The organism is Roseomonas populi (assembly GCF_024594815.1).
Classification (GTDB): Bacteria; Pseudomonadota; Alphaproteobacteria; order Acetobacterales; family Acetobacteraceae; genus Roseomonas; species Roseomonas populi.
In genome coordinates this window covers 1-25,935 of the sequence record NZ_JANJOU010000032.1, presented here as the reverse complement: position 1 = coordinate 25,935, position 25,935 = coordinate 1, and the positions used below count along the sequence as shown (strand labels likewise).

Sequence of the window (25,935 nt, the reverse complement as noted above, 5' to 3'; positions counted from 1 at the left end):
GACTGTGGGCCGGACCGACAGGGGCGCCCAGGCCAAGCCCGTGCACGATCCAGCGAGACGCCGCGGCAAAACCCGAAAGGGTTCTCACAGGGCGAACGTTCCGATGCCACGACAAGACAGCAGGCAGCGGTATTCCCGTAGGTTAGCCCTGGCCTGGAACACATCTCCCCGCGGCGGCTATCATCCCGTCCAGGCCGCCATCACATGATCATCAACAGCCTCACCATTCTCCGCAGCCGGGGACGGCGTCTCGCCAAGCTGATCCGGGCCGGCGGCGAGGTACAGGGCTACGACCTCGCCCGCACCTACGACATGCACTCGGTCAGCTTCGGCGACATGGACGCGCTGCGCGACCATCTGGCCGCATTGGCGCATCGTCCCGAGCACTGCGTGGTGCGCGGCGCCATCCGGGATTCCTCCCAAACGGTCGGTGTGCGCAGGCTGCTTCACCCCGACCGGGAGACGGGCGAGAGTCCGACGCTGACCGATGCGCCGCGCGCCTGGGTCGCGCTGGACTGCGATGGCCTTCCAGCGCCGGAGGGCATGGACCGGCGCGACCTGGAGGCCTGCGGCATCCTGGCCCGGCTGACGATGCCGGAGACCTTCCACGGCTCCGCCTGCGTGATCCAGGCCACCGCCGGCCACGCCATCAAGCCGGGCCTCCGGCTGCGCCTGTGGTTCCTGCTGGATCGGGCGCTGACGGGGGTTGAGTGCCAGCGCTGGCTGCGCGGCGTGCCGGGGGTGGATCCGTCCACCCTCCGGGCCGCCCAGGTCACCTATACGGCCGCGCCGCTCTTCATGGACATGGCCGACCCTCTGCCTCGGCGCCTGGCAATTCTACCGGGCCTGGAGACCGTGGCCTGCCCCGCAGAGGCCGAGCTGCAGCCACCACTCCGGCCAGCGGCGCCCGCATCGTGCAACATCACGGCGGCGATTAGCAGCCGCTACGTCCTAGCGGCCCTGGCACGGGCTTGCACCCGTATCGCGGCCGCCCCCGTGGACAGCCGCCATCCGACCGCGGTGTCGGAGGCGTGGGGGTTGGCTCGGTTCGTGTCCGCAGGGCTGCTGACGGCCTCTGAGGTCATCCGCGCCGTCGATGGCGCCCTTGAGCAGGCCGGCAAACCCAGGGGCGAGGGCGCCAGGATCGCGGCCTGGGCTGTTTCGCAGCGCACCGATAGCGGAAACCTCGCGGGACAGGCGCGGACCTGACGGGCGCTGGCGGCGGGGGTTGGCCGAGATCCTGCCGCTCCTCCACCGGTTCGGTGCCGGCCTCGCCGTAGCAGCCTCGTACCTCACCCTCCCACGACGCCCACAGGCCCGGGCGGCCGGCAAGGCCGCCCGGGTCCGCTCCGAAGTGAACTCCCGCCCCATCCGTGCCCTACCCGGGCGATGGCAACCAGTGGCGTGACTGGCGCCGGGCTCTCAAGTCCGCAATGGCCGTTCAGCGGTACCAGCGCTGGCGGGCAGCCCAGGCTTCCCGCTCTCGCTCCTCCTGCCATTCCTCCCGCCGCCACTCCCGGCGTGCCCGCCGTGCCTGGCGTTCGCGCCGGCGGAACTCCTGCTCCCGCCAGCGCTCGTACTCCTCTCGGCGGCGCCGCTCCTCATACCAGGGCTGGGCGGCGGCCGGTGCCGCGGCGACCAGCAGCGCGAGAGGTGAGGCGAGCAGCGCGCGACGGGTAGACATGGACTTCCCTCCGGTTGTCGGACCCCATGGCCCAAGCCACCCACGATCCAGCAGGCCGGCCTGCTCTCGAAACGCCCTTTGGTCGTTGTGGTTGATGCGGACGCCCCGCCGCCCGCGCGACGGCCGCGCGGGCCCACACGGCCCCGGCGAGGACCAGCCGCCTTCCATTGTCACCCGGCCAATCCCGCATCGGCTACGGCACCCTGGGCCGCACATGCGCGGTTCCGCCGGTCGCCCGGGGACGAGGCCTCCGGCCAAGCGCCTGGGGTCCCCTTGCGTGCCGGGTTGTTCACCGGCTTCCCCGTGGAACGCGGGACGCTCCCGGGGGAGGTCCCATCGTCCGGCTGCCCTGCCCGGGTCAGATCCGGCCTTCGGCCACCAGCTCGCGGGTGCGCTTCAGCGTGGAGAGCAGGGCGGCCCTGTAGCCCTTGTCGCTGTCGAACTGGGCCTGCTCGGCCCTCTCCTCGGGGCCGTCCGGCTCGCGGCCCCGCAGGCCGAGATAGCAGTAGAAGCGGAGCTGGAGGACGCCGGACGCGTCCTCGAGAAGCTCGTTGACGATGGCGCCCTCCCGCGGGCCCGTGGCCTGGAAAAAGGTGACCTTGCTCTCCGGCTCGAAGGCGATGATCTCGCGCAGATCGGCGCCCGCGATCGTGGCCTCGCGCACGATGTGGGTCGGGCTCTCCTCCGTCACCTCGCAGCGGGTGCAGAGATTCGGCGGGAGGAAGAGACGGGCGTCGCGGGCCTTGAGGACAAGGCCGGCCCAGGCCTGCGCGCGTGTCAGGGGAGTCTCGCCCTCCGGGTTCACCGGGACGGTGGCGGTCGAATAGATCATGGCAGCGGTTCCTCTTGCGGGTTGGATGGCGTCAGGCGGAAGCCGCGGCCTCGGCGGCGAAGTCGCGGTAGGAGCGGAGGGGGCGGCCCAGCAGCGCGGTCAGGCGCGCCGCGTCGCCGGGCTCGGGGATCATCCCGTCGGTGAGGAAGCGCTCGCTCATCAGGCGCATGTCGTAGGCCATCCAGGCCGGCATCGCCTGGCGGAGGTTCCGCTCGAAGCCGGCGGTGTCGTTGCCGCCATAGGCAACGGGGCGGTGCAGCACCTCCGACCAGATGGCGGCGACGTCGGCGCCGGTCAGGGTATCCGGGCCGACGAGGTTGATCCGGTCGTGCGGGAGCGGCCCTGCGGCGCGGTCGCGGCGCAGCAGCTCGATGGCGGCGACCTCGGCGATGTCGCGCGCGTCCACCATGGCAAGGCCCTTGCCACCGATCGGCATGGGATAGACACCGTGGTTCAGCACCACGTCCCGGACCATGAGGTCGTTGTGCATGAAATAGGCGGGGCGCAGGATGGTGGCGCCGAAGCCCATCCGTTCGATCATCCGCTCGGCGCCGAACTTGCCCGCGAAATGGGGCACGTTCACGTAGACGTCGCTGTGGATCACCGAGAGATAGACGATCCGCTCCACACCGGCCTCTCGGGCGAGGTTGAGCGCGACCAGCGCCTGGGTGAACTCGTCGGGCACCACCGCATTCAGCAGGAACAGGGTGGAGGCGCCCTGGAGGGCGTGGCGGAGGGAGTCGACGTCGAGCAGATCGCCCTGAACGACATCGACACCGGCAGGGAAGTCCGCTTTCGCGGGATTTCGGACGAGGGCGCGGATGTCGGCGCCCCTCGCGGCAAGCTGTGCGACGACGTGGCGGCCGATGCTGCCGGTCGCGCCGGTGACGAGGATGGTCATGAGGATTGCTCCGGGTTGATGCCAGTGGACGGCCCGAAGATGAGCGATCCACATCTGGCCCAGGAGACGGTAAATCGGGACAGACCGTCCCACTGGTGGAACATATGGACCTGCTCGCCCTCTCCGACTTCAACCTGGTCGCCCAGCACGGCGGGTTCGGGCGGGCGGCGCGCGCCACCGGGCGGCCGAAGGCCACCCTTTCCCGCCGGGTCGGGGAGTTGGAGGGCCGGCTCGGCCTGCGGCTGTTCGAGCGCGGCGCGCGCGTTCTGAGGCTGACGCAGGAGGGGCGGGCGTTGCACGAGCGGGCGGGGGTCCTGCTCACGGAACTGGAGGAGGCGGCGGCGGCGATCGCCTCCGGCGGGGACCGGCCGCGGGGAAGGCTGCGGGTCAGCGCGCCGCTGCTCTTCTCTCAGACGGCTATGGGGAAGCTGGCGGCGGGCTTCGCGCTGCGCTTTCCAGAGGTCCGGCTCGAGGTCACGACGGAGGACCGCGCCGTGGACATGGTCGAGGAGGGATATGACCTCGTGATCCGGGTCAACCCGGATCCGGATGAAAGCCTGGTCGGACGGGTCTTCCTGCGGGACCGGCTGGTGGTGGTGGCGAGCCCGGCCCTCGTTCGTCCAGCGGACGGTTCGCCTGTCCCGGCTGTCGTGCGCGGGTCGGGCGACCGGATCGCGGCATGGGAGGTGACGACGCGGAACGGGACATCACGCATCGCGATCGATGCCGTTCTCGCCCTGTCCTCGCTCGTGATGGTCCGCGACGCGGTGCGCGCCGGCGTCGGCGCCGGGCGCCTTCCGCTGTCCCTCGTGAGCCATGACCTGCTGGCTGGAAGGCTGGTGCACTGGGCGGATGCGGAAGGCCCCGACATCGCCCTGTGGACGCTCTACCCGTCGCGCCGGCTGCTCAGCGCGCGCGTCTCTGCATTCCTGGAGCATCTTAAGGACGCCTTCCCAAAGGGAACGCCCGACGAGTTGGCGGCCTATATCGGGGAATGAGGCAGGAGGAGCAGATCGGTGCCGGGAGGCCCTGGCCGTCCTTCCCGCCAGGACGTCAGGAACTCATGGCTGCGATCTCCGCCTGCCCTTCCCGCCGACGATCCGCCCGCCGACCCGCGGACGAAATCGATGAAGGCCCGGAGCGACGCGGGCCATCCAACGAACCGGGTGTCACACAGACCTGTCCTCGCCGAACTGCCGGCTGAGCGGTGACACGGCGTCTCCGGCAAGGAAGGCCCGGACCTCGCCGACGAAGTGCTCCCATGCCGGCTCGTCCTCAAGGAGGATGTGGTTGCGGCTGTCCAGAGGGACGAAGCGGGCCTTCGGGATCGTCGTGGCGATGAGCCGCCCTTCCGCGAACGGCACAACCCCGTCACCCCTGGCATGCAGCACCAGAGTCGGAACCCGCACCTTCGGCAGCAGTGCCTGAACGTCAACCTGGCCGAACAGGTGGTGCAGCCGTTCCGCATTGTCCGGCGACACTGTGATGCGCTGCAGTTCGTTGAACCACTGCATCTGCTCCGGCGAGGCATCGGGTACGAACAGCGTCGTGAACGCCTGGCGGAAGGCGGGATTGTCCTCACCCCATCCGTGGCGGATCAGGGTTCCGAGCGCGGTGCGGCGCTCGGCCTCAGCGGGCGTGCCCCGCATGGCCCACCCGCGCGCGTAACCGCCATAGAGGATGAGGTGGCTCACGCGTTCCGGGTTCTGAACTGCATAGGCCACGGCGAAGGCGCAGCCCTGCGAGATGCCAAGCATCGGAAAGCGTTCAAGGCCGGCTGCCGCCACGACAGCGCTGAGATCGCTCATGCAAGCCTCGAAGGACAGATCGCCGACTTCCCAATCCGACAATCCGTTCCCCCGCTCGTCATAGCGGACGAGACGGTGATCCCGGGACAGTTCCCGGATCCAGTGCCGCCAGACCGGGCTGTGCCAGTCATATTCGAGGTGCGTCATCCAGTTCGCCGGGCGCAGGAGCGGCGGACCATTTCCCGCTTCCGCATAGGCGATCCGCGTTCCATCAGCGGCAGCACAGAAGCGGATCTCCTGGCGCCGGTCTGCCGGATCAGGCTTGTGCGGTGCTGGCTCGCCACCCTTGCCGCGACCGGCCTGTGCTTGCGGCGGGGATGGGGTGCGAAGGTCTCGCCGGCAGTTCCGCAGCATGCCTGCGGGCAGGCCAGCTGCATCCAGCAGGCGAATCCCGGCATCCAACCGCTCCTCCGCTTCGGATCGGCGGCCCGCGGAGAGCAGCAGGCGTACCAGCACGATCCAGCTGCCCTGGTCGTGCCGATCGAGTTCCAGCAGCCGACGAGAGTAGTGGAGGGCAGGCTCGGGCTCGGCCGACAGGCGCTGGATCAGGGATGCGAGGCATGCTCTCTGCAGGGCACGGACATCCTCGCGCATCGCCACGCACCACGCCTGGAACCCCTGGCAATCCGGCAGGTCCAACCCGGCGAGGAACTCGCCTCCGAAGCTCTCGGCAGCCTGCTTCAGATCCTCGACCGGCACGGGATCGTTCTCGGGATTGAGCGCATCCCGGACGTCTCTCAGGTCGATCCGCACATCCGACGTATCGAGCGACACCACCTGGCGGTCGGCCAGAAGGCGTGCCCGCCCGGCGTCGTCCACGAGCGGGCGAAGCTTGCTGAGGCTCCAGCGCAGGGCGCCACGGGGGTCGTCCGGGATGTCCCAGAACAGTTCGCAGAGTCTCTCACGCCGGTGCGGCCGGACATTCAGGACGAGGTAGGCCAACAGCGCCCGCGTTTTCCTTGATGGCGGAAGCTGCAAGGGTTCTTCGTCTCGGGCGATCGCCAGATCGCCCAGCAGCTGGATTCTCAGCACCCCGAGGCTCCATCCCGTTGCGCTTCGCGGCCCGGCAGTTGGCCGGGTCCTGGCCCAGTTCCCACCAATTACCACGCTGGACCGCCAGACTTCCACGCTTCTGCCACCGGCGACTCAAACGGCAGCCCGTCAGCTTGCTCCCGCCACCGGTGAACCCGGTGAGAGGAGAACACGCCAATGAGCACGACGATCAACGAGGCGGCGCACGCGCCGACGGACTTCAGGCCAGCCCGCGCTCTTCGGGAGCTACTAACGATTGCGCGGCAGATGTTCCTGGCGCGGCGGACCGCGCGCGCCCTGGAGGCCCTGGACGACGCGCAACTCAAGGACATCGGCCTCAGCCGCTCCGTTGTCCCCTCCGTGGCGGGCACCGTCGCATCCCGGGGGACCGATGCGATCTGGGGGCCGGCGGCCCTGGATGGCGCTGCGCCCATCCTCGTCCGTCTCCGCGGCATCTGAGCATCAAGTCATCCCAGAAACGATCTCCACCCTGCCCGAAAAGGATCAGTGCAATGTCCTATCGCAACCTCTTACGCCACCTCCGGACCTTGGGCATCGCCGTCGTGCTGATGAGCCCGCTCCTGATCAAGCTGGCCCTCGCCGAGGGCTCCTCTCCCTTCGACGGTCCGGCCGCGCATGCCGCGGCGCCTCGCGACTCCCGGCAGATGCTTGCTCTCATCGTCCCGCACCCGGCGTGGGAGTATGGCGCCATGGAAGGGGCGCCATCCTACGGCGGCCCGGCCGTGCATGCCGCGGCACCCCTTACCCAGAACAGGTTCGTTCCGTTCGGTTGGGCAGGCCTCCTGCACCGTGGCAACACCCTCGAGGGGAGCGGCGCCACCGGCGATGGTGGCCAGCACGGTTGACCCCGCGATCCAGCCGAGGCGGAGGCGACGTGAGGCGCCTCCGTCTTGCCGGACCAGGCATCGGCCGGGTCAAGCGCAGCTCATCCTGCCGCGACAGGAGATGCCCGCTTTTCGGCACCCGCCGATGGCTCAGCCGCCCAGTCACCTGTGCCATCGTCGTACCGCGCCGCCCGAGCCACCCGCCTCGGCACCCCTATGCGGCCGCGGTGGCCCGGATGGATCCGCGCGTAGCCCAGTTGGCCGCGACCGCGCCCAGCCCGACGAGGACCATGACCGGCCAGAAGGCCGCGTAGCTGCCCGTCCTCTCCACGAGCAACGCCGCCGCCCCCGCCCCCAGGAAACCCCCGATCTGGTGACTGAAGAAGCACACGCCGTAGAGCGCGCCCAGATCCGCCACCCCGAAGCGCCGGGCGATGGCGGCGGCGGTCAGTGGCACGGAGCCGAGCCAGATGGAGCCAAGGACGGCCGCAAAGATCAGCGTGCCCCATTCCGTCACGGGCAGGATCGCGAAGAGGGTGATGGCGAGGCTGCGGATCAGGTAGATCCCGCCCAGCGCGACCTCCGGCCGGATGACGCCGCCCAGCTTGCCGCAGAGCCAGGAGCCCGGGATGTTGAACAGGCCCACCAGCATCAGCGAGGTGGCGCCGAGCCAGGGCGGCATGCCGCACAGGGCTAGGTGTGCCGGAAGATGGGTGGTCAGGAAGGCCAGCTGGAAGCCGCAGGCGAAGAACCCGAGCGTCAGCAGGGCAAAGTCGCGCTCCTGCATGGCGGCGCGTGCCAGGGCGGGCAGTTCCGACAACGGCCGGCGCGGCGCCAGGGTGTCGCGGGGCGACCACTCCATGGCACGTGCGGCCGGCACGATCAGCAGCGCCATGACCGCGATCGCGCCGAGTGCCGCGGTCGCGCCGAACCAGCCCATGCCAAGCTGCGCGTAGGGCACCAGAAGGGCCTGCCCGACCGAGCTGCCGGCCGCGGCAATGCCGAGCATGCTGCCGCGGGCCTCGGGTGGCACCGCGCGCCCCACAGCCGCCATCACGCTCCCCGTTCCCGCGCATCCCACGCCCAGCCCCGTGAGGATCCCGAAGCCGAGGAGGGCCGTGACGGCGGAGGGGTGCGCCGCCATGAGGGCGAGACCTGCGGCGTAGAGCAGCCCGCCCACGGCGGCGACACGCCCCGCGCCGTATCGGTCTCCGAGCGCCCCGGTGATCGGCTGGGCGATCCCCCAGGTCAGGTTATGGAGGGCGACCGCGAAGCCGAGAGTGGCGACGGAAACGCCCGTCTCCGATCCCAGGGGCAGGAGGAAGAGGCCGAAGGTCTGGCGTATGCCCATGGCCATGGAGGCTGCGATGGCCGCCGCGACCACCACGGCCCAGACATTGGGGTTCCGCATCGCTCCCACCCTCGTTTCCCGCGGGCGTTGCGTGCTTATCGTGCTCCCGCTCGCGCCATTAGGCGCGCAACAATCCCACGGGTCCAGCCCACTCACCTTCTCGGCGCCGGCGCTCCCCTCTCCCGCCGCGCGGCGAGGAGAAGCGGACCGATCTCCGTCAATCCGCTCCGGCCTTCGCGTCGGCGACGGTCGCGCCACGAGCACCCTTGGGCTTCTCCGGCCCCTGCGTCGTGTCCCGCTCGGTCTGACGCTCCATCTCCGCGTCCAGTTCGGCACCGGCCAGCACGATGGCCGCCGAGATCCAGATCCAGGTCATGAAGCCGATCGCGGCACCAAGGGAGCCGTAGGTCTCGTTGTAGCTGCCGAAATTGGCGACGTAGAACGAGAAGCCCGCCGAGCCGATGAGCCAGGAGACCGAAGCGAAGGCCCCGCCCCAGCTGACCCAGCGCCACTTGGCGCTGTTCCGGCTGGGTCCGTAGCGGAACAGGCAGGCGAGCAGGGCGGCGATGACGACCAGCATCAGGGGCCAGCGCGCCCAGCGCAGCAGGAAGTCCGTCGTCTCGCCAAGCCCCACGAAGTTCAGGACCACGGGCAGGGCTACCATCGTGCCGATGGCCAGCAGCGCGAAGAGGATGCCGCCCAGGGTGAAGGCCAGGGTGATGGCGGTGCGCTTGAGGAAGCTCCGCTCCTCCTTCTCCTCGTAGATCACGTTCAGCGTGTCGAAAACGGCCTTGGTGGCGCCGTTCGCGCTCCAGAGCGCGACGGCGAGCCCGAACACCACGCCGAAGCCGAGTTTGCCGTTGCCCTGCTCCGCGACGCGCTTCACCTGCTCCTCGATGATCTGCATCCCGCCCGCGGGGACGACCCCCGACAGGTCCGACAGGTGCTTGCTGACGTCCCCGGCATCCGCGACCAGCCCGTAGAGCGAGACGAGAGCGGTCAATGCCGGGAAAAGGGCGAGCAGGGTGTAGAAGGTGATGCCCGCCGCCTCGGTCATCAGGCGGTCCTCCGAGGCCTGCTGGGCGGTTCGCTTCAGGATGTCCCACCAGCCCTGTGGCGGGATCTCCGACGGGGAGTTGGCGTTCCGGCCACGGTCGCCGCCCTTGCGGCGGGGGCCCGCGGCTCCTCTCGCGTCGCCACCCTTCCCGGGCGGCTGGCCGTCGGCTGGTGATCTCTCCAGTGCAATCTCCCTCTGGATCGGCTGGGCGCCGATAAGAAGGAGACCGACCAGCGCAAGGAGGGCGGCACCAAGCGGGCTGGGCCAGTTGTTCTTCGTCGGCACGGGCTCGTCCTACCTTCTGGGGCCATGGGGCTCACCAGCCGCGATGCGCGCGGCGGCCCCCGATCGGAAGCTGAACGCAACAGACCAATGGAGGGCGGCGCCAGGCCGCACCGCGGCGGGGTAGGAAACAGCCCAGTGCCTGCTGCCCTCACGCCAGCACCCCGGGTCGCGAGCCGACCGGCCGGCCTTGCCATGGCCCAGGGCGGCCAGGGGCGCCCTGTACCAGGATAACGACAGCACCCTGTCTAGTTTAGAGAACAGGAGGATTGCGCCGGCCGTCCTGGCGTGCCTATCGTTCCGGCCAAGAAGAGGACAGGGCATGGTCGCGGCGGCACCGGACAGGTTTCTCGGCAGCGTATCGAACCTTCGCATCGTCCTGTCGGGGAGGGACGGGCAGGCACTCCTCCGGATCAGCCACTCCTCCTCCCCTGAAGGTCCGAGCCCCGGCCCCGACTAGACCATGGCCTGGGATACAGCCTTGTCCTCGCTCCTCGTCTCCGACGCCTCCGGCCCGTCCATCCGGCTTGGCGCACGGAGGTGCCGGGCCACCGGACGGATCGCGGCCCCACCCCCGGTCCTGCCGAAAGAAGCAAGATCCTCGTAGCCGTCGAACGAGAGCACCATCCGTGCCGGCGCTGCGGCCAAATCACCCTCCACAGGTGCCCCACCAGGAGATGCGAGCGACATGACCCGCCCCGATCCCAGCGCGCCGGATTTCAGCCGCACCGGCACGCTGCCCCGCGCCATCACGCCCGACCTCCTCTGGACCGGCCGGTGCCTGCCCAGCAGCGTGCCGGACATGCACGCGCACTACGCGCTCTACCTGCTGAAGGGCAGCGAGGCGACGGTGCTGATCGACACCGGCCACCCTATCCACTGGGCCGAGGTGCGGCGCGACGTGGACGCCTTCCTGGACGGCCGTCCCCTCGACTACATCTTTCCCACCCACAGCGAGCTGCCGCATTCCGGCCTGCTGGAGCGGTGGATGCGGGAGTTCCCCGATGCCGTCGCGATCGGCGACATGCGGGACTACCCGCTCTACCTGCCCCACCTCGCCCACCGCTTCCGGCAGGCGGCCCCAGGGGATCGGCTGGACCTCGGCGACCGGGAACTGCTCTTCCTGCCGCCCGTCTGGCGCGACCTGCCCGACACGCTCTGGGCCTTCGACACGAAGGACCGCATCCTCTTCCTCTCCGATGCCTGCGCCTATTTCCACGCGCACGTTCCCGGCCAGTGCGATCACCTGAGCAGCGAGATCGCGCCGCCGGACCTCGCCATCATGCAGGATTTCAACGACAAGGCCCTGCACTGGCCGAAGTTCACGGATAGCCGCCCGAGCTTCCCGGAGATCGACGAGTTGCTCGCGCGCCTGCGCCCACGTTTCCTCGCCGGCGCGCATGGCTGCGTGGTGGACACGCCGGACGAGGCGCTGCCACTGTTCAAGCAGGGCATCGCCATGGGTCCGATGCCCGGGCCGGCCCCCGCGCCCGGAAAGGTGCGGGCATGAGCGAGACGGAAGGCTTCGCCGAGGTCATCCCCGGCACGCTCGCCGCCGTCGGCGGCTGGCTGGACGTGGCCGCACGCCCCGTCAGCTGGCTGCCGCCCGCGGGCCGCGGCCTGATCCCCGTGCAGGGCTACATCCTGCGGGACGGCGGGAGCTGGCTCATGGTGGACACCGGCCTCGCCGTGCACTGGCCTCTCATCGCGGACGGCATCCGCCGCACGCTGGAGGGCACGTCGGAGCGCCGCCTGATCACCACGCGGCGCGAGCAGGACTGCATGATCAACCTGCCCGCGATCCTGCGCGACTTCGGCGTGCGGGAGGTGCTCTACGCCGGCGTCCTCAACCCGCTCGACTTCTTCGAGGGCGTGGAGGAGCGCGACGCCGCCGCCCGGATCGAGGCCACGCCCGGCCTGCAGGCCACGCGCATCGCCCCCGGCGCCGTCACCTCCATCGGCCGCCTGCGCCTGGAGGTGCTCCGCGTGGAGCTGCGCCTCCTCGCGACCAACTGGTTCTACGAGACGGAGACGGCCACGCTCTTCACCTCGGACGCCTTCGCCTTCCTCGTGCGGTCCGCGCCCAGCTGGAGCCCGGGCCTGTCCCGTCTCCGCGCAGCGGGCGAGGCGCCGATGCGGGCGGAGGACGCCGCCCTCTTTCTCTCCGCGAAGATGGACTGGCTGATCGGCATCGATCCCGCCCCGATCCTGCAGGACCTGGACGCCATCCAGGCCGCCCGCCCCATCGCCCGCCTCTGCCCCGGCTTCGGCCTGGTGATCGAGGGCGAGGGCGCGGTGCGCGAGGCCTTCGACGCGGTGCGGGGCGCGCTGCGCATCCTCGCCGCGCGGCCGCGCCAGCCCTGGCGCTTCCCCGATGCGCTGCGCGACGCCTTGCCGGCGGAGAAGGCGGCGTGAGCCTCTATCCCGGCACGGCCTTCCGCGCCCGCATGCGGGCGGGCGATCTCGCCCTCGGCAGCAACCTCCGCCTCTCCCGCAGCGCGGAGGCAGGTCCCATCCTCGCCGCCTGCGGCTTTCACTGGGCGATGATCGACTTCGAGCACAGCCCGGCCTCCCCTCACCTCGCGCACGACATCGCCTTCTCGGCCATCCGCGCGGGGATCCTGCCCCTGGCGCGCCCCTCCAGCCACGACCCGCGCGAAATCGCGGGGCTGCTGACCAACGGCGCGCTCGGCCTCGTCGTGCCGCATGTGGACACGCCGGAACAGGCCGCCGCCGTCGCGCGCGCCGCGCGCTTCGCCCCGCGCGGCAACCTCTCCGTCCCCGGCACCCTCGCCCATTTCGGCTACGACAAGGGCCTCGCCGAGGCCTGCTCCATCTTCAACGAGGAGGTGGTCGTCACGGTGATGATCGAGAGCCGGACGGCGATCGAGAACGTGGAGGCCATCGCGGCGGTGCCGGGCGTGGACGGGCTGTTCATCGGTGGCTCCGACCTGCTCTGGGATCTCGGCCTGCCCGGCCGCTACGACGCGCCGGAGCTGCTGGACGCGGTGCAGCGCACCTGCGCTGCCGCCGCCCGCAACGGCCTTTTCGCCGGCATGGGCGGCCCGAGGGATGAGGGGCCCTGGCACGGCTTCCTCCGCGCGGGGATGCGCATGATCCTGACGGAGAACGACATCTCGCTGATGATGCGCGGCGCGCGCGACCGCCGCGCCTTCTTCGAGGACGTGCTCTCCGCCGGCACATCGGCGGGCGCCTGATGCAGCCGCCGGCCTCAGTTCCCGCGGGCCGGCCTTTCCAGCACGAGCGCGCCCTGACCCTCCACCGCCGCCCAGGCCGCGAAGGCGGGCGAGGGAGAGACGCGCCCGCTCCGCAGCAGGCGGAGCCAGGTCTCGGCCGCGCGCACGAAGGGGTTCACGCCGCGCGGCCAGATGATGAGGCTGATCGCCTCCGCCATCCGCCGCTCGTCCAGCCCCGCGCCGTAGGCGGCTTCCAGCTCCACCTCCAGCGCCCAGAGCCGCCCGCGCGCCGCGTGCACGGCCAGCCGCGCCAGACGTGCCGTCTCGTCCGGCAGGTCGCCCGCGGCATTGAGCGCGGACGCCGCCTCCAGATACGCCGCCGCCGGATCGAAGGCGGGGAAGTGCGGCGCCCACTCGCCGCGCATGAAGTCGTGCACCTCCGCGCCCATGGCCCAGGCGGTCTGCCGGAACAGCGCCGCCGCCTCGTGGTCCGTGCCGCCGCAGCGGCGGAAGGCGGCGACGTGGTGCGTGCCCACCGGCTCGTCGCAGGCCACGAGGATCGCCAGCCAGACGCATTCCCGCGCGAGCGGCGCCATGTGGCGCTCATCCACCGTCAGCGCGCGGTACATCACCTCATAGGCGCCGTGCAGCTCCGGCAGCGCGACGGCCATCAGGCCGCGATGCGGCAGCACGTAGCCGCGCCCCGCCTGCAGCGTCTCCAGCACCGCGCGCACGCCGCCAGCATCACTCTCTGCGGCCTCGTTCTTGCTCATTCGGATCCGGCCCTCCGCGCCGCAACCTCCTTCACGCCCCCGCACCGGTCAACGGGCCCCGGTACCATCTGAGAGGATCACCATGCGCCGCCGCACCGCCCTCGGCCTGCTCCCCGCCTCGCTGCTCCCCCTGCCCCGGGTGGCGGGGGCGCAGACCGCCTGGCGTCCGAGCAAGCCCGTGACGCTGCTCGTCCCCTTCCCGCCCGGCGGCGCCACGGACCTCTGCGCGCGCGCCCTGCAGCCCGGCCTGCAGGCGGCGCTGGGCCAGAACGTCGTGGTGGACAACCGCCCCGGCGCCACGGGCGTGATCGGCACGCGCGCGGTGGCGGGAATGCCGGGCGACGGGCACGTCCTCCTCGTCAACGCCAGCGGCACGATGACGATCCAGCCCGTGGTCATGCAGTCGCCGGGTTTCGACCCCGAGAAGGACTTCAAGCCGATCATCCTGGCGATGAGCGCGCCGAACGTGATCGTCGTCCACCCCTCCATCCCCGCCACGAACGTCGCGGAACTACGGGCCTGGATGGCGCGGCAGGGCGACACGCTCTCCTTCTCCTCCTCCGGGATCGGTTCGTCCGAGCAGCTCGGGCTGGAGCTCTTCCTGCTCCGCACGGGCCTGCGCGCCGTGCACGTGCCCTTCGCCGGCGGCGCGGCGGCGATCACCGCGGTGATCCAGAACACCGTGCCGATGTCGATGGTGAACTCCGGCACCGCCGCGCCGCAGATCACCTCCGGCCAGCTCCGCATGGTCGCCGTGGCCGGCCCGCGCCGCCTCTCCTGGGCGCCCGACGTGCCCACCATGGCGGAACAGGGATTGCCCGACCTCACCTCCCTCTCCTGGACCGGCCTCTTCGCCCCTGCCTCCACGCCCGAGCCGATCGCGGAGGCCCTGCACGACGCCGTGGCGGCCACGCTGCGCCACCCGGAGGTGGTGGAGCGGCTGGAACGGATCCGCTTCGTGGTGGAGGGCGGAAGCCGGGCCGATCTCGGCAAGCTCATCTCCGATGACCTCGTCCGCTGGCGCGGCGTGGTGCGGGACGCCCGCATCGCCGTGAACTGAACAGCCGGGAGCCACGCCACATGACCCTTTCCCGCCGCGCGCTCCTCGCCGGGGCCGCCCTCTCCCTCCCCGCGCTCCAGCGCGCCGCCGCGCAGCCGCGCTGGACGCCTTCCCGCCCCGTGCGCCTCGTCGTGCCCTTCACGCCCGGCGGCACCACGGACCTGCTCGGGCGCCTCGCCGCGCGGGGCATGGAGGCCTCGCTCGGCACCTCCGTCATCGTCGAGAACCGCGGCGGCGCGGGCGGCGCGATCGGCAGCGAGCTCGTCGCGAAGGCCGCGCCGGACGGCCACACCATCCTGCTCTCCAATATCGCCTCCCAGGCGATCGGGCCCGCGGTCTCGAAGCACATCCCCTACGACCCCGTGCGCGACTTCACGCCCATCGGCCTCATCGCCGCGGTGCCGAGTGCGATCGTCGTCGCGGCGGACGGCCCGATCCGCAGCCTGCCCGACCTGGTGGCGCGCGCGCGGGCGGGCACCGTGAAGTTCGGCTCCACGGGCATCGGCACCTCCAGCCACGTGAAGCTGGAACTGCTGAACCGCGCCGCCGGGGTGCAGATCCTCCACGCGCCCTATCGCGGCTCCGCGCCCGCCGTCGCCGACATCCTGGGCGGGCAGATCGACGGGCTGATTGCGGCCGTGCCGGATGTCGGCCGCAACGACCGGCTGCGGATGCTGGCGGTCACCACGCCCGAGCGCGCCGTGCGCTGGCCCGACGTGCCGAGCGTGCGCGAGTTCGGCTTCGAGAGCCTCGTCGCTACGAACTGGTTCGGCCTCTCCGGCCCCGCCGGCGTGCCCGATGCGGCCACGGACGTGCTGCACGACGCCCTGGCGAAAGGCCTTTCCACCCCGGAGGCGAACGAGCGCCTCCTCGATTTCGGCGCCGGCCCGAACAGCCTTTCGCGCCAGGACTACGCCGCCCTTATCGCCGCAGACGTGACCCGCTGGGCCAGGGTGGCGCGGGAGGCTGGCATCCAGGCGGATTGAGGCCCCGTCCCATGTCCCTGGAATACGCGCCGCGCGGCCTGATCGGCGTGCTGACGCCGCAGGCCAACACGACGGTGGAGCCGGAGCTGTCCGTGCTCCTGCCGCCCGGCATCGCGATGATCAACGCGCGCCTCACCAGCCCGAAGCCGGGCATGGTGGACCGGCTGCTGGACTATCTGCGCGACATCGAGGGTGCGGCCGCCCAGTTCGCAAACGCGCCCCTTGCCGCTGTGGCCTTCGCCTGCACCGGCTCCTCCTACTATGCCGGCCCTGCGGAGGAGGGCGCGATCGTCGCCCGCATGGAGGCCGCGCGCGGCGTGCCCGTCGTCACCGCGGGCCAGGCCGTGCGGGACGCGCTCCGCGCCCTCTCGGCCCGGCGCATCGGGCTCGTCTCGCCCTATCCCGACGAGCTGACGCGCGCCGCCATCGGCTACTGGGAGGCGCAGGGCTTCGAGGTCGCGCGCCTCTCCGGCTCCACCCTGCGGGACGGCGCCTTCCATCCAATCTACGCGATGGACGGCGCCGGCGCGGGGGCCGCGCTGGAAGCACTGGATCCCGCAGGCCTGGACGCGATCGTCATGCTGGGGACCGGGATGCCCACGTTGCAGCCCATCCTCGCCCGTGGGATCAGGGGCGGGGTGCCAGTGCTGTCCTGCATGCTGTGCCTGGCATGGCGCAGCGTAGAAGCCGTTACAGAGGGGCGGGCGGACGCGGCCAGCCTGCAGGGCTGGCTTGGCGGACGAAGCTGGCGCGGGCGATGGCAGATGCGGTGCGAGATCCCGCAGGACAGCACCGGGCCCGACATCGCCAAGCCGGAATCCACCGGGCTGCGCCGGTGAGGTTCAGCGGCCGCGGCCGCTCCTCTCGCGAGGGGCAGTTTGGGTCAACCCATGCCAAGGCTGGGAAGGAACAAAGACCCTGCCTTGGATAGCCCGCATCCCCTCCGCCGCAGCGTCTCCTCGGGCACGCCGGCGCTGCGCAGATCTCCGTTTCCCGGATCACTGCCGCCCGACGCTCAGCGCCGGGAGCGGCGGCCTACCGGGCGCTTTGCGCGTGCTTTGGTCTGCTTCTTCGCCGAAGCGATGAGAACCGGCCTGGCCGCGGGAATGCCCTCCGCCCCGGCATAGCGCTGGAGCGTTGCACCGGCAGCGAGATGCGGATAGGCCTGGGCGCCTTTCGGCCACGTCCTCGCGAAGGCGGCCACCTCGGAGTGATCCTGTCCACGGATGGTCTCGACGAGAAAGTGCGCCGCCTGCGCCGGCCGCAACCGCTCCCGCCGCAGCAGGTGAAGGTGCCACTCGCGGGCGCGCAGGGGGCACCAGTCCACCAGGGCTTCCTGCAAGGCCCGGCGCACCTCGGCCGGCAGTTCCTCATACGCCCGGTAGGGGTCGCCCTTGAGCTTGCTGTAGGGCTTGGCCGCCACGCTGTTATCCATGCCCGCCTTGTACCGCAGGGGCGCCCCCGGGCAAGTCGAAGGGCTGGACGTCCCCCCCTCGCCGGGCAACCCGAACCCTTCCACCCTGCCGCGGAGGCGCCCGGCGCCGTTGCGGGGCTGCGCAGCACAGCGCCGCACGGACCGCCGCTTCATGGGCCGATGAAGCCATCGAACATCGCTTCGACATAGCAATGTACAACTTTCGTCGGTACTCTCTTTCAGCTTGTTGCATGCCGGAGCGCACCCGGCGCGGCCGTGAGTTCGCCGGGCCCGGCGCACAGGACAGGGCAGGACCGACATCCGGGACGCCGCATCGCGGGGGGGGATTGCTGTGCCGATCACCGTGCAGTTCGCGACCAACCGGCGGCTGACTGGGCCCGGCGAAGCGCTGAGCAGTTACGGGAATAACGTGGTCACACCGTCATCCCCGGCAGAGATCACCTACGGGACCGCCTTCGTTGACGAGGTCAACCTCACCGCGGACACCGTCGGTGCGATCACGTCGATCGGGAGCCTGCGGCAGGGTGGATTCAGCGATGAGGCGATCGGCGATCTTGCAGGCGCGGGGCGCAACCTGCTGATTTTCGTGCACGGCTTCGACAACAGCTTCGAGAACGCCATCACCCGCGCGGCCTTCAATCGGGAGTGGCTGGCAGCCTCCGGACTGGAGGAGGCGGACACGAGCGTCGTCGCATTCAGCTGGCCGTCCGCGGGACGGCTGCTCGCATTTCCGCTGCTGTGGGAGCCGTACAAGTCGGACCAGGTCATGGCCGGCCAGTCGGGCCTACACCTCATGAGCTTCTTCGCGAACCTGGAGCCGATCGTGACCGCTGCTCGCGCCGATGGACGGCGCGTCTTCCTGCTGGCCCACAGCATGGGCAACTATGTGCTGCAATCGGCCGTGGAGAACTGGTTCAGCCATGGCAACGGCGATGCCGCGCTGTTCGACGAGGCCTTCCTCGCGGCCGCGGACGAGCAGTACAGGAGCTTCGACCTCCCCCATATGGGCCGGCTGAGCGGGCTGGGCCGCCTCGCGCAGCGCATCACGATCCTGTTCAGCGAGGCGGACAACGTGCTGGGCGTCAGCGCCGCGCTCAACCTCGTCAGGCGGCTGGGGCAGGAAGGACCGCACGCCCGCTTCGACCAGGCCCGCTTTCCACCTGCCCGCTACAGCATGGTGGACTGTGCAGCGCACCGGGACTTTGACTTCGGCTTCGCCAGCTCGCACCAGTACTACCGCCGCTCTCGGGCCGTTCGGAGCATCATCGCGTCCGCGATGGCTCGGCCGCAGGCCATATAGGCTTACCGGCACCCGGCGCCCGGCCCCGCCCCTAAGCCACCAGAAGGAAGTCGCTTTCCGTGAGCGCGGCGCCGCGGGACAGGTGGGCAATCTGAACCGGCCCTGCCCCGCCAGCGCCGTCCTCGTCCCAAAAGAGCCCGCCCGCGCCACCACCCGCGTTGTCGTAGAGCAGCACGCCTCCCTGCCCGCTCGCGACCGGGGCGGCACCGGCGATCAGCGCCGGCGTGATGCCCGCCCCGATCCCGAAAGCACTCCGCGAGATCACCATCTTGTCCACCCCGGCCTCGAAGTCGATGATCCATTCCACCGAACCGGTGGCTGGGGCCACGTCGAGGACGAACTGGTCCATTCCCGTTCCGCCGGTCAGGGCGTCTGTCCCCGCACCGCCCGAGAGGGTGTCGTTGCCGTCCCCGCCTTCAAGCCGGTCGTTGCCGCCCTTGCCGTAGAGCCGGTCGTTGCCGCCGAGGCCGGTCAGCACATTGACGCCAGCATCACCCCAGAACGCGTCGCTGCCGCTCGCAGATCCGACGATGTTCTCCACCGAGGCGAGGACGACCCCTGCCGCGGCATAGGCGTTGCTGTGGGCCACCCCCTTCTCATCCGTGCCGTCCAGGTAGATCCAGGACCGCGATTTCACCGCCGCCATGCTCAGCGTATCGACACCCGGGCCTCCATCCAGCCGGTCGCCCGCGTCCAGCCCGACGAAGGTGTCGTCCCCGACCCCGCCCTCCAGCGTATCCGCACCGCGCCCGCCTATCAGCGTGTCGTTCCCCTCCCGGCCGCGGATCAGGTTCGCCACGTCATTGCCGGTGATGACGTTGTTGAGCTCATTGCCCCTGCCGTTCACTGCCCTGCCGGTCAGTGTCAGGTCCTCCACATAGGCGCTGAGTGCGAAGCTCCTTGAGGCCTTGACCAGGTCCAGCCCGCCGGTATCGGCTTCGAATCCGACGACCTCGCTCACGGTGAACTCCATCACGGTGTCGCGCATGGAGTCCACGATGTAGGTATCGTTGCCGGCACCACCGGCCAGGACGTCCGCACCCAGGCCGCCGTCCAATGTGTCAGCTCCCGCATCGCCGGAGAGCGTGTCCGCCCCGTCCTGCCCGAAGAGCAGGTCGTCGCCCCCGCCGCCGCTCAGGGTGTTCTCGCCCGACGCCCCGACAAGGCTGTCGTCGAAGGCGCCGCCCAGCACGTTCTCGATGCCCAGCACCGCGTCGCGGCCTTGGTCCGCCACCAGGGTCTGGGCCGCCGTCCTGCCCAGGTCCACCGCGACCGCTGCCGTTGCTGCCGAGAGGTCCAGCCAGTCACGGCCGTCACCACCGTCCAGAATGTCGTTCCCGGCAGTGCCGCTCAGGATGTCGTTCCCCGCACCGCCAAGCAGGGTATCCCCATCCGCCCCGCCGTTGAGCAGGTCGTTGCCATCCTTGCCGTCGATGAGGTCGCGGCCCGCTCCGCCACGCATTGTGTCGCTGCCGGAGGTGCCGGAGAGACTGTCGTTCCCGCTCGTGCCGATCACCGAGGATTCGGGCGGAAGAAAGGTCAGGACGACCTCGAGATTGGTCGAGTTGTTGAGGGAAACGGCATCGACGTTTTCGAGCCGGATCAGGGGGTTGAAGCTGCCCAGATTCGGATACGTGTTGCTGATCCAGCCTATCAGCGTGTCTGCCCCATCCTGGGTGATGCGGAGGTAAGTCCGCGAACGGATTGCGTTGTCGAGCAGGCGGAGCATGTCGCCTCCCTCGCCCACGCTGAAGTCGGCGATTCGAAACGTATCAGTGTCGAAGATCAGCAGCCCGTCGATGATTCCTTCCAGGAGCTGCGGGGCGACCACGTCACGCCCGGTGCCGGTGGTGATCACGCTCGTGTCACGGACGCTGATGGTGTCGTCGCCTGCCCCGGCATCGATCACCGCACCGTCGCCAAAGATGCTGATCACATCGTTTCCGTCGCCCGCATCCACCAACGCGGCCGTACCACTCAGCCTGTCGTTGCCTGCACCGGCCAGCATCGTGTTGGCGCCCAGGCTATCATTGAGAATGTCATCGCCCTCGCCACCGGAGAGCCAGTCGTCTCCGCTCTCTCCGTCGAGCAGGTCGTTGCCGGCACCACCGAGCAGCGTGTCGTGACCAAAGCCGCCAAAGATGGAATCCGCGCCCGCCGCTCCATCCAGGCTGTCGGACCCGAAGGCTCCGTTCAGGGAGTCGTCCCCAGCCAGCCCTTGGATGGTGTCCGACCCGGCGCCTCCCGAGAGTACCTCGCCCAGTTCGCTACCAGCGATGGCCCTTGCCGGGCCGGTCGAGCCATCGGGGGAGAAGCCAAAATTTGCGGTGCTGAGCGAGGAGACTTTGACATTGGAGAGGCGAATCAGAGTGACGGCGCTGCCTCTGCCGCCGGCGCCATCGAGGTCCCACTGGATTAGGGTATCCGGCCCGCTCTGTGCCAGGTGAAGGTAACCCGTTGCGAAGGGGTTGGACTCGTCGTAGCCGACGGCCCTCTCCAGCATCGCCGTGAAGTCGAGCGTGTCGCCTCCATCACCCGCCGTGAAGTCGGTAATGCGAATGGGGATCTTGGGATAGACGAAGCCCTCGGGGATAGATCTATAGAAATCTCTGAGGATGACCGCGTCACGGCCCGCGCCGGTCGTGATCACGGCGGTGTCTCCGACCCAGATCTTGTCGTCACCTGATCCAGCGTCGACTGCTGCGTCGTTGCCGTAGATGTACAGAAGGTCGTCGCCGCTGCCCATGTCCACCAGGGCCGCGTCGCCGCTGAAGGTGTCATTGCCTTCGCCGCCCAGCACCACGTCACTTTCGTTGTAGGGAGAGTTGCTGGAAGACAGGTAGTCATCGCCGGCGCCACCATCCATGTAGTCGGCGCCGCTACTGCCATCCAAACGGTCGTTGCCCTCACCGCCAAGGAGAGTGTCGACGCCGCCGCCGCCACTGAGATAGTCGTCACCTAGACCGCCTTCGAGGAGGTCGTTGCCGCCGGGGTAGTCGGTGAGCAGGTCGTTTCCGTCCAGTCCCTGCAACGTGTCATCCCCTGCGATTCCTGCGAGGGTATCGTTGAAGGGAGTGCCGACCTTAATTGCCATGTCGTCCTGCTTGCCAGAGGAGGAGCCGGAATGGTGCGGAACCCCGGCAGTCCCCCCCCCCAGCTTCCGGCATTTGCTCTGAGGTTGAATTCACCAATCGGCGAGGGCGTCAGCAAAAGCTGAACGCCTCGGCTTTTGCAGCCTGATCAGAGCTTATTTCCCGTCGATTGTCGCAGTCTCCGACCCGACCAGGTCAGTTCTGATACGGAACACTTATATCGTATCGATGGGGCCATGATTGGTCGCGGGATAAGCCCACCCCGGCCCTGACGCGAAGCGCCGATACAGATTGACATTGATAGCCATTCTCATTTACCCCGCTCACGAAGGCTGGAGCGGAGGAGCGGTCCCTTGAGCGGAGCCCACAGGCAGCACACACCGCCCAGGGGCCTTTCCGGCCCTGGCACGAACGCGTCGGGCAGGATCCCCGTGCCAGCTCCGCACCCAGCCTTGCGCGCCAGCCTCCTCGCCGGAGCCGCGGTGGCGTGGGGCTTGGTCCTCACGCCGTCGTCTCGCGCCCAGGAGGCGGCGGGGACCGGCACCGGGCGGCCAGCAACGGAAACCGGCGTTACGTCGCAGGCCGTGGCCGTGCCGATGGTGGATGTCACCGCCGGAACCGTCCCTGGGGCTTTGCCGCCGCCCTACGCCGGCGGTCAGGTGGCGCAGGGCGGATCGCTCGGGCTGCTTGGCACCAGGAACGTGCTGGACACGCCGTTCAGCACCACCAGCTACACCTCGGAGCTGATCGAGAACCAGCAGGCGCGCACCGCCGCCGACACGCTGATCAACGATTCCTCCGTCCGCCTCACCACAGGCGCGAACGGCTTCGACGACACCTTCTCGATCCGCGGCTTCCCGGTCCAAGCCCAGGATGTAGGGCTGAACGGTCTGTACGGGCTGCTCTCCTCCAACCGCGCCCAGGCGCAGTACATCGAGCGGATCGAGCTACTCCGGGGGCCGGGCGCGCTCATCAATGGTATCGCGCCCGGCGGCAGCATCGGCGGCGCGATCAACATCATCACCAAGCGGGCCGGCGACCTGCCCCTAACGCGCCTGACGCCGATGTTCATCAGCGACGGCAATTTCGGCATCCACGCCGACGTGGCGCGGCGGTACGGAGCGAACAACGAGTGGGGCGTGCGCCTCAACGGACTGTACCGCGACGGCGAGACCTCGATCGAGGACGGCAACCTCCGGACCGGCCTCGCCGCGCTGGGGCTGGACTACCGCGGGGAACGGCTCCGCTGGTCCATCGACGGCATCTTCCAGCGCGACGACACCAGGAACTTCCGCCCGCAGATCACCCTCCTGCCGACCATCACCTCGATCCCCTCGCCTCCGGATTCGCGCAGCAACTGGTTCCCCGGGACCCGCCTGCGCCAGCAGGACAGCACTATCGCCACCCGGCTCGAGTACGACGTGACGGACTGGGCAACCGTCTACGGCGCGTTCGGCTACCGCGACGGCTGGAACGAGCAGACCTTCCCCGACTCCCGCCCGGGCGGCGTCGATGCCCTCGGCAATTTCAGGGTCACCAACGGCTACTTCGATTCCTACAGCAAGACCTACAGCGGCACCGTCGGCGCGAACTTCCGGTTCAACCTGCTGGGCGTCGGCCACACCTTCAACCTTGGCTATTCGGGCCTTCAGCAGAAAGCGGGCAACGCTTTCGTCGCCTCGTCCACCAGCAGCCCCTCCAGCATCTACAACCCCTCGCCGCTCCCGCCCATCACAGCCCCGCGCACCGATCCGCGGCGGGCCTCCGTGACGGAGTTCTCAAGCCTCGCGCTGGCCGACACGCTGTCCTTCTTCGGCGACCGCGTGCTGCTGACCGGCGGCGTGCGCTTTCAGGACGTGTCGGTCAACAGCTACAGCACGACGACCGGCGCGCGGACGAGCCGCTACGACGCCGACGCGACGACGCCCCTCGCTGGGCTGGTCGTGAAGCCCTGGCAGAACGTCTCCCTTTACGCGAACTACGCCCAGGGCCTGACGCGCGGCCAGATCGTCGGGGCAGGCTTCAGGAACACCGGCGAGGTCCTCGCCCCCTTCAAGTCCGAGCAGTACGAAGCCGGGATCAAGGTGGACTGGGGCACCGTTACCACCACCGCCTCGGTCTTCCAGATCACCCGGCCCAACGCCATCCGCACGGCGACCGACGACCTCGCATACGACGGCGAGCAGCGGAACCGGGGCCTGGAACTCTCCGCCTTCGGCGAGGTCGTGCCCGGGCTGCGCGCCCTGGCCAGCGCGACCTTCCTGAAGCCCGAGCTGACCAGCCCCACCATCGCCGCGGAACGCGGCAACGATGCCGCGGGCGTGCCGGACAAGACCTTCTCGGGCGCCGTTGATTGGGACGTGCCCTGGGTGCCCGGCCTCGCCCTTAGCGGGCGTCTGATCTACACCTCGGGCTCCTACCTGACGACCGCCAACACCCTGCGCTTCGACGGCTGGACCCGGGTGGACTTCGGCGCCCGCTACAGGACGGAAATCGCCAACAAGCCGGTCACGCTGCGCGCCAACCTCGAGAACGCCTTCGGGGAAAACTACTGGCTCACCACCGGCACCTTCGTGACCGTGGGCTCCCCGCGCACCCTCATCGTGTCCGCCTCCTTCGACTTCTGAGGCCGGGTGTCCCCTTTCTGACCTGTCCGGACCCAGGGGGCTCCGCCCCCTGGACCCCCGCCAGGAGGCTGAGCCTCCTGGACCTGCATCGGGCTGCCGCGGAGACTGACTTGAGACGGGGTCTCCGGTGAGGGCCTCTATCCTGCCCTTGCAGTCGCCTCGGCTCATCGAGCCGAGGCGCACCGTCAGCGATGTTCAGGCCAGCTGATAAAAAAAGATGATGGAGAGGGGTCCGGGGCGAGGAACAATACCATAATAAACACCCCCCCCCACCCCCCCCCCCCTCCCCCCCCCCCCCCCCCCCCCCCCCCCCCCCCCCCCCCCCCCCCCCCCCCCCCCCCCCCCCCCCCCCCCCCCCCCCCCCGACAGACCAACAGCGAAGGACCAGCCCGGGACCGTTCCGGGATCAGCGCGCCAGGATGAAGCGCAGCCCGCGCTGGACGGCCACGGGGAAAGCCGACATGTGGCCGTCGTCGGGCAGCGTCTCGAATCCCACCTCCAGCCCGGGCAGGGGCCGCAGGCGGTCGGCCAGGTTCCGCGCCCCGTCCACCATCCGCATCATCTCCATGCGCGGGCGCCAAGCGGGGTCGTGCCAGGGCGCGAGGCTCTGCTCGTAAGCGCCCACCGTCATCAGCAGTCGGAGCGGCGCGGGCCGGTCCGTGCGGGCGATGAAGCGGTCCGCCGATCCCAGGATCGCGCTGTCCTCCCACCAGATGGCGGGGCTGCCCGCCACATGGTCACGGAAGCTGCCGGGCCGGGTGAACAGGGCGTGCAGCGCGAACAAGCCGCCGAAGGAATGGCCGAGCACCGCATGGCGCGAGGGATCGATCGGCGCTGACTGCCGGGCCAGCGGCTTCACCGTTTCCTCGATGAAGTCGAGCAGCTCGTCCGCCCCGCCCGTCCGCGCGCCGGGGCGGCCTTCGGCGGCCGGCATGTCCCGCCCGGGCGGCGGCGTGAGGTCGAAGCTGCGGCGGACGAGGTCGTAGGGGCCGTCGGTCCGGTAGCCGATCCCCGCCACCACCGCGGCGGAGCGGATCCCGGCCTCGCGCGGCAGGAAGGCGAGGACGCGGATCGTGTCCACCACCATGCCCATCACGGCGTTGGCGTCGAGCACCGTGATCATCGGCCATCCCTCCGGCGGCGGCTCGCCCGCTGGGACGTGGAGGAACACCCGGAAAGGCTGGCCGCCGCGGGAGTCCAGGTCGTGGCGGGTGGTGCCGGGGATGGGCACGGGCGCGGCCTCCTGCGCCCGCGCCAGGGCCGGGCAGGCCAGTGCGGCGAGGAGGGGCGCAAGCTGGCGGCGGTGCAGGGAAGAGGAGAGCGAGGAGCGGGTGAGAGCCGTTCGGTTCATGCGACCACTCATGGCACAGACAATCCCCGCCGTGATCGGATCAGGGCGACGTTCGGGTGCGCGCGGCGGAACGACATGCACGCACCCGAACAGTGGTGCCGAGCTTTTCTTCCCGTGCCAGGGCGGGGAAGCCTGTCCCGCAGCCGGGGCGGCGCGCCCTCGCCCGCTCTGTCGTCCTCTTGGTGCCCGGGGCGAGCGCCGGACAAGGAAGGGGCCGCCAGGCGTCCCTGGCAGCCCCTCTCGGGCCATCGAGGCCCAGACCCCAGGACAAGAACCTGGGCTCTCTCTGACGCGGCTCTTTACGAGTGCTGGCCGGCGCCGC

At 70.1% G+C, this 25,935-nt stretch carries 22 protein-coding genes; 12 read left to right on the top strand and 10 right to left on the bottom strand.

Translation table 11 applies throughout. The features are described from left to right. Positions 1 to 204: 204 nt before the first annotated feature. Positions 205 to 1,209: a hypothetical protein gene (locus tag NRP21_RS25005; protein ID WP_257718965.1), complete on the top strand. Its 1,005-nt coding sequence runs from the start codon at positions 205 to 207 to the stop codon at positions 1,207 to 1,209. A 232-nt stretch (positions 1,210 to 1,441) separates the two neighbouring features. On the opposite strand, the gene NRP21_RS25000 is transcribed toward NRP21_RS25005, so the two are convergent. The 3 genes from NRP21_RS25000 to NRP21_RS24990 all read right to left on the bottom strand — a co-directional run bounded on the left by NRP21_RS25000 (position 1,442) and on the right by NRP21_RS24990 (position 3,417). Next, positions 1,442 to 1,684, bottom strand: a complete 243-nt coding sequence (locus NRP21_RS25000; protein ID WP_257718964.1) for a hypothetical protein — start codon at positions 1,682 to 1,684, stop codon at positions 1,442 to 1,444. A 358-nt stretch (positions 1,685 to 2,042) separates the two neighbouring features. Further along, entirely contained in the window at positions 2,043 to 2,516 is a 474-nt protein-coding gene (locus NRP21_RS24995; RefSeq protein ID WP_257718963.1) for an SRPBCC family protein, read from the bottom strand. A gap of 31 nt (positions 2,517 to 2,547) precedes the next feature. Then, entirely contained in the window at positions 2,548 to 3,417 is an 870-nt protein-coding gene (locus NRP21_RS24990) for an SDR family oxidoreductase (protein WP_257718962.1), read from the bottom strand. A gap of 104 nt (positions 3,418 to 3,521) precedes the next feature. On the opposite strand from NRP21_RS24990, the gene NRP21_RS24985 reads away from it, so the two are divergent. Continuing rightward, on the top strand, positions 3,522 to 4,415 hold the full coding sequence (locus tag NRP21_RS24985; RefSeq protein ID WP_257718961.1) for a LysR family transcriptional regulator: 894 nt from the start codon (positions 3,522 to 3,524) through the stop codon (positions 4,413 to 4,415). Positions 4,416 to 4,586: 171 nt separating this feature from the next. Here NRP21_RS24985 and NRP21_RS24980 read toward each other — a convergent pair whose 3' ends face one another. Continuing rightward, positions 4,587 to 6,257 carry an alpha/beta hydrolase gene (locus NRP21_RS24980; RefSeq protein WP_257718960.1) on the bottom strand — a complete coding sequence of 557 codons (1,671 nt, stop codon included), beginning with the start codon at positions 6,255 to 6,257 and terminating at the stop codon, positions 4,587 to 4,589. Positions 6,258 to 6,434: 177 nt separating this feature from the next. Between NRP21_RS24980 and NRP21_RS24975 the strand changes: the two genes are divergently transcribed. Together NRP21_RS24975 and NRP21_RS24970 are read left to right on the top strand one after the other, a co-directional pair. Beyond that, positions 6,435 to 6,716, top strand: coding sequence for a DUF1127 domain-containing protein (locus tag NRP21_RS24975; protein ID WP_257718959.1), 282 nt, complete (start codon positions 6,435 to 6,437; stop codon positions 6,714 to 6,716). A gap of 53 nt (positions 6,717 to 6,769) precedes the next feature. Beyond that, complete coding sequence (locus NRP21_RS24970; protein ID WP_257718958.1) at positions 6,770 to 7,123, top strand: hypothetical protein; 354 nt, start codon at positions 6,770 to 6,772, stop codon at positions 7,121 to 7,123. Between the two features lie 193 nt (positions 7,124 to 7,316). Here NRP21_RS24970 and NRP21_RS24965 read toward each other — a convergent pair whose 3' ends face one another. Beyond that, entirely contained in the window at positions 7,317 to 8,513 is a 1,197-nt protein-coding gene (locus tag NRP21_RS24965) for an MFS transporter (protein WP_257718957.1), read from the bottom strand. Between the two features lie 157 nt (positions 8,514 to 8,670). Continuing rightward, complete coding sequence (locus NRP21_RS24960; RefSeq protein WP_257718956.1) at positions 8,671 to 9,795, bottom strand: YihY/virulence factor BrkB family protein; 1,125 nt, start codon at positions 9,793 to 9,795, stop codon at positions 8,671 to 8,673. Positions 9,796 to 10,480: 685 nt separating this feature from the next. Here NRP21_RS24960 and NRP21_RS24955 point away from each other — a divergent pair. From NRP21_RS24955 to NRP21_RS24945, 3 genes are read left to right on the top strand one after another with little or no spacing between them, the layout of a single operon-like run. Further along, entirely contained in the window at positions 10,481 to 11,302 is an 822-nt protein-coding gene (locus tag NRP21_RS24955) for an MBL fold metallo-hydrolase (protein ID WP_257718955.1), read from the top strand. Continuing rightward, on the top strand, positions 11,299 to 12,207 hold the full coding sequence (locus NRP21_RS24950) for a hypothetical protein (protein WP_257718954.1): 909 nt from the start codon (positions 11,299 to 11,301) through the stop codon (positions 12,205 to 12,207). Before NRP21_RS24955 ends, NRP21_RS24950 begins: the two co-directional genes overlap by 4 nt. Beyond that, positions 12,204 to 13,010: an HpcH/HpaI aldolase family protein gene (locus NRP21_RS24945; protein WP_257718953.1), complete on the top strand. Its 807-nt coding sequence runs from the start codon at positions 12,204 to 12,206 to the stop codon at positions 13,008 to 13,010. Before NRP21_RS24950 ends, NRP21_RS24945 begins: the two co-directional genes overlap by 4 nt. A gap of 14 nt (positions 13,011 to 13,024) precedes the next feature. Here the strand turns inward: NRP21_RS24945 and NRP21_RS24940 are convergent, their stop codons facing one another. Next, positions 13,025 to 13,762 (bottom strand): hypothetical protein, encoded by a 738-nt coding sequence (locus NRP21_RS24940; RefSeq protein WP_257718952.1) that lies wholly within the window; start codon positions 13,760 to 13,762, stop codon positions 13,025 to 13,027. Between the two features lie 82 nt (positions 13,763 to 13,844). Here NRP21_RS24940 and NRP21_RS24935 point away from each other — a divergent pair, with 82 nt between their 5' ends. Genes NRP21_RS24935 through NRP21_RS24925 form a run of 3 tightly spaced genes read left to right on the top strand, consistent with a single transcriptional unit; the run spans position 13,845 to position 16,647 of the window. Further along, complete coding sequence (locus tag NRP21_RS24935) at positions 13,845 to 14,822, top strand: Bug family tripartite tricarboxylate transporter substrate binding protein (protein ID WP_257718951.1); 978 nt, start codon at positions 13,845 to 13,847, stop codon at positions 14,820 to 14,822. Between the two features lie 20 nt (positions 14,823 to 14,842). Next, positions 14,843 to 15,808 carry a Bug family tripartite tricarboxylate transporter substrate binding protein gene (locus NRP21_RS24930; protein WP_257718950.1) on the top strand — a complete coding sequence of 322 codons (966 nt, stop codon included), beginning with the start codon at positions 14,843 to 14,845 and terminating at the stop codon, positions 15,806 to 15,808. An 11-nt stretch (positions 15,809 to 15,819) separates the two neighbouring features. After that, entirely contained in the window at positions 15,820 to 16,647 is an 828-nt protein-coding gene (locus tag NRP21_RS24925) for a maleate cis-trans isomerase family protein (protein ID WP_257718949.1), read from the top strand. 176 nt (positions 16,648 to 16,823) lie between these two features. Here the strand turns inward: NRP21_RS24925 and NRP21_RS24920 are convergent, their stop codons facing one another. Continuing rightward, on the bottom strand, positions 16,824 to 17,231 hold the full coding sequence (locus tag NRP21_RS24920; protein WP_257718948.1) for a DUF6525 family protein: 408 nt from the start codon (positions 17,229 to 17,231) through the stop codon (positions 16,824 to 16,826). Between the two features lie 343 nt (positions 17,232 to 17,574). Here NRP21_RS24920 and NRP21_RS24915 point away from each other — a divergent pair, with 343 nt between their 5' ends. Continuing rightward, positions 17,575 to 18,543 carry an alpha/beta hydrolase gene (locus tag NRP21_RS24915; RefSeq protein WP_257718947.1) on the top strand — a complete coding sequence of 323 codons (969 nt, stop codon included), beginning with the start codon at positions 17,575 to 17,577 and terminating at the stop codon, positions 18,541 to 18,543. A gap of 31 nt (positions 18,544 to 18,574) precedes the next feature. Here NRP21_RS24915 and NRP21_RS24910 read toward each other — a convergent pair whose 3' ends face one another. Next, the gene (locus NRP21_RS24910; RefSeq protein ID WP_257718946.1) at positions 18,575 to 21,637 is read right to left on the bottom strand and encodes a calcium-binding protein; all 3,063 of its coding nucleotides are present in this window, start codon (positions 21,635 to 21,637) and stop codon (positions 18,575 to 18,577) included. Between the two features lie 429 nt (positions 21,638 to 22,066). On the opposite strand from NRP21_RS24910, the gene NRP21_RS24905 reads away from it, so the two are divergent. Continuing rightward, positions 22,067 to 24,262, top strand: a complete 2,196-nt coding sequence (locus tag NRP21_RS24905) for a TonB-dependent receptor (RefSeq protein ID WP_257718945.1) — start codon at positions 22,067 to 22,069, stop codon at positions 24,260 to 24,262. 406 nt (positions 24,263 to 24,668) lie between these two features. Here NRP21_RS24905 and NRP21_RS24900 read toward each other — a convergent pair whose 3' ends face one another. Continuing rightward, entirely contained in the window at positions 24,669 to 25,613 is a 945-nt protein-coding gene (locus NRP21_RS24900) for an alpha/beta hydrolase (protein ID WP_257718944.1), read from the bottom strand. Positions 25,614 to 25,935: the final 322 nt, after the last annotated feature.

What these genes read in the sequence shown, in the direction of transcription:
- NRP21_RS25005 (WP_257718965.1), top strand. Translation starts at nt 205, where the DNA reads ATGATCATCAACAGCCTCACCATTCTCCGCAGCCGGGGACGGCGTCTC.
- NRP21_RS25000 (WP_257718964.1), bottom strand. Translation starts at nt 1,684, where the DNA reads ATGTCTACCCGTCGCGCGCTGCTCGCCTCACCTCTCGCGCTGCTGGTC.
- NRP21_RS24995 (WP_257718963.1), bottom strand. Translation starts at nt 2,516, where the DNA reads ATGATCTATTCGACCGCCACCGTCCCGGTGAACCCGGAGGGCGAGACT.
- NRP21_RS24990 (WP_257718962.1), bottom strand. Translation starts at nt 3,417, where the DNA reads ATGACCATCCTCGTCACCGGCGCGACCGGCAGCATCGGCCGCCACGTC.
- NRP21_RS24985 (WP_257718961.1), top strand. Translation starts at nt 3,522, where the DNA reads ATGGACCTGCTCGCCCTCTCCGACTTCAACCTGGTCGCCCAGCACGGC.
- NRP21_RS24975 (WP_257718959.1), top strand. Translation starts at nt 6,435, where the DNA reads ATGAGCACGACGATCAACGAGGCGGCGCACGCGCCGACGGACTTCAGG.
- NRP21_RS24970 (WP_257718958.1), top strand. Translation starts at nt 6,770, where the DNA reads ATGTCCTATCGCAACCTCTTACGCCACCTCCGGACCTTGGGCATCGCC.
- NRP21_RS24965 (WP_257718957.1), bottom strand. Translation starts at nt 8,513, where the DNA reads ATGCGGAACCCCAATGTCTGGGCCGTGGTGGTCGCGGCGGCCATCGCA.
- NRP21_RS24955 (WP_257718955.1), top strand. Translation starts at nt 10,481, where the DNA reads ATGACCCGCCCCGATCCCAGCGCGCCGGATTTCAGCCGCACCGGCACG.
- NRP21_RS24950 (WP_257718954.1), top strand. Translation starts at nt 11,299, where the DNA reads ATGAGCGAGACGGAAGGCTTCGCCGAGGTCATCCCCGGCACGCTCGCC.
- NRP21_RS24940 (WP_257718952.1), bottom strand. Translation starts at nt 13,762, where the DNA reads ATGAGCAAGAACGAGGCCGCAGAGAGTGATGCTGGCGGCGTGCGCGCG.
- NRP21_RS24935 (WP_257718951.1), top strand. Translation starts at nt 13,845, where the DNA reads ATGCGCCGCCGCACCGCCCTCGGCCTGCTCCCCGCCTCGCTGCTCCCC.
- NRP21_RS24930 (WP_257718950.1), top strand. Translation starts at nt 14,843, where the DNA reads ATGACCCTTTCCCGCCGCGCGCTCCTCGCCGGGGCCGCCCTCTCCCTC.
- NRP21_RS24925 (WP_257718949.1), top strand. Translation starts at nt 15,820, where the DNA reads ATGTCCCTGGAATACGCGCCGCGCGGCCTGATCGGCGTGCTGACGCCG.
- NRP21_RS24910 (WP_257718946.1), bottom strand. Translation starts at nt 21,637, where the DNA reads ATGGCAATTAAGGTCGGCACTCCCTTCAACGATACCCTCGCAGGAATC.
- NRP21_RS24900 (WP_257718944.1), bottom strand. Translation starts at nt 25,613, where the DNA reads ATGAACCGAACGGCTCTCACCCGCTCCTCGCTCTCCTCTTCCCTGCAC.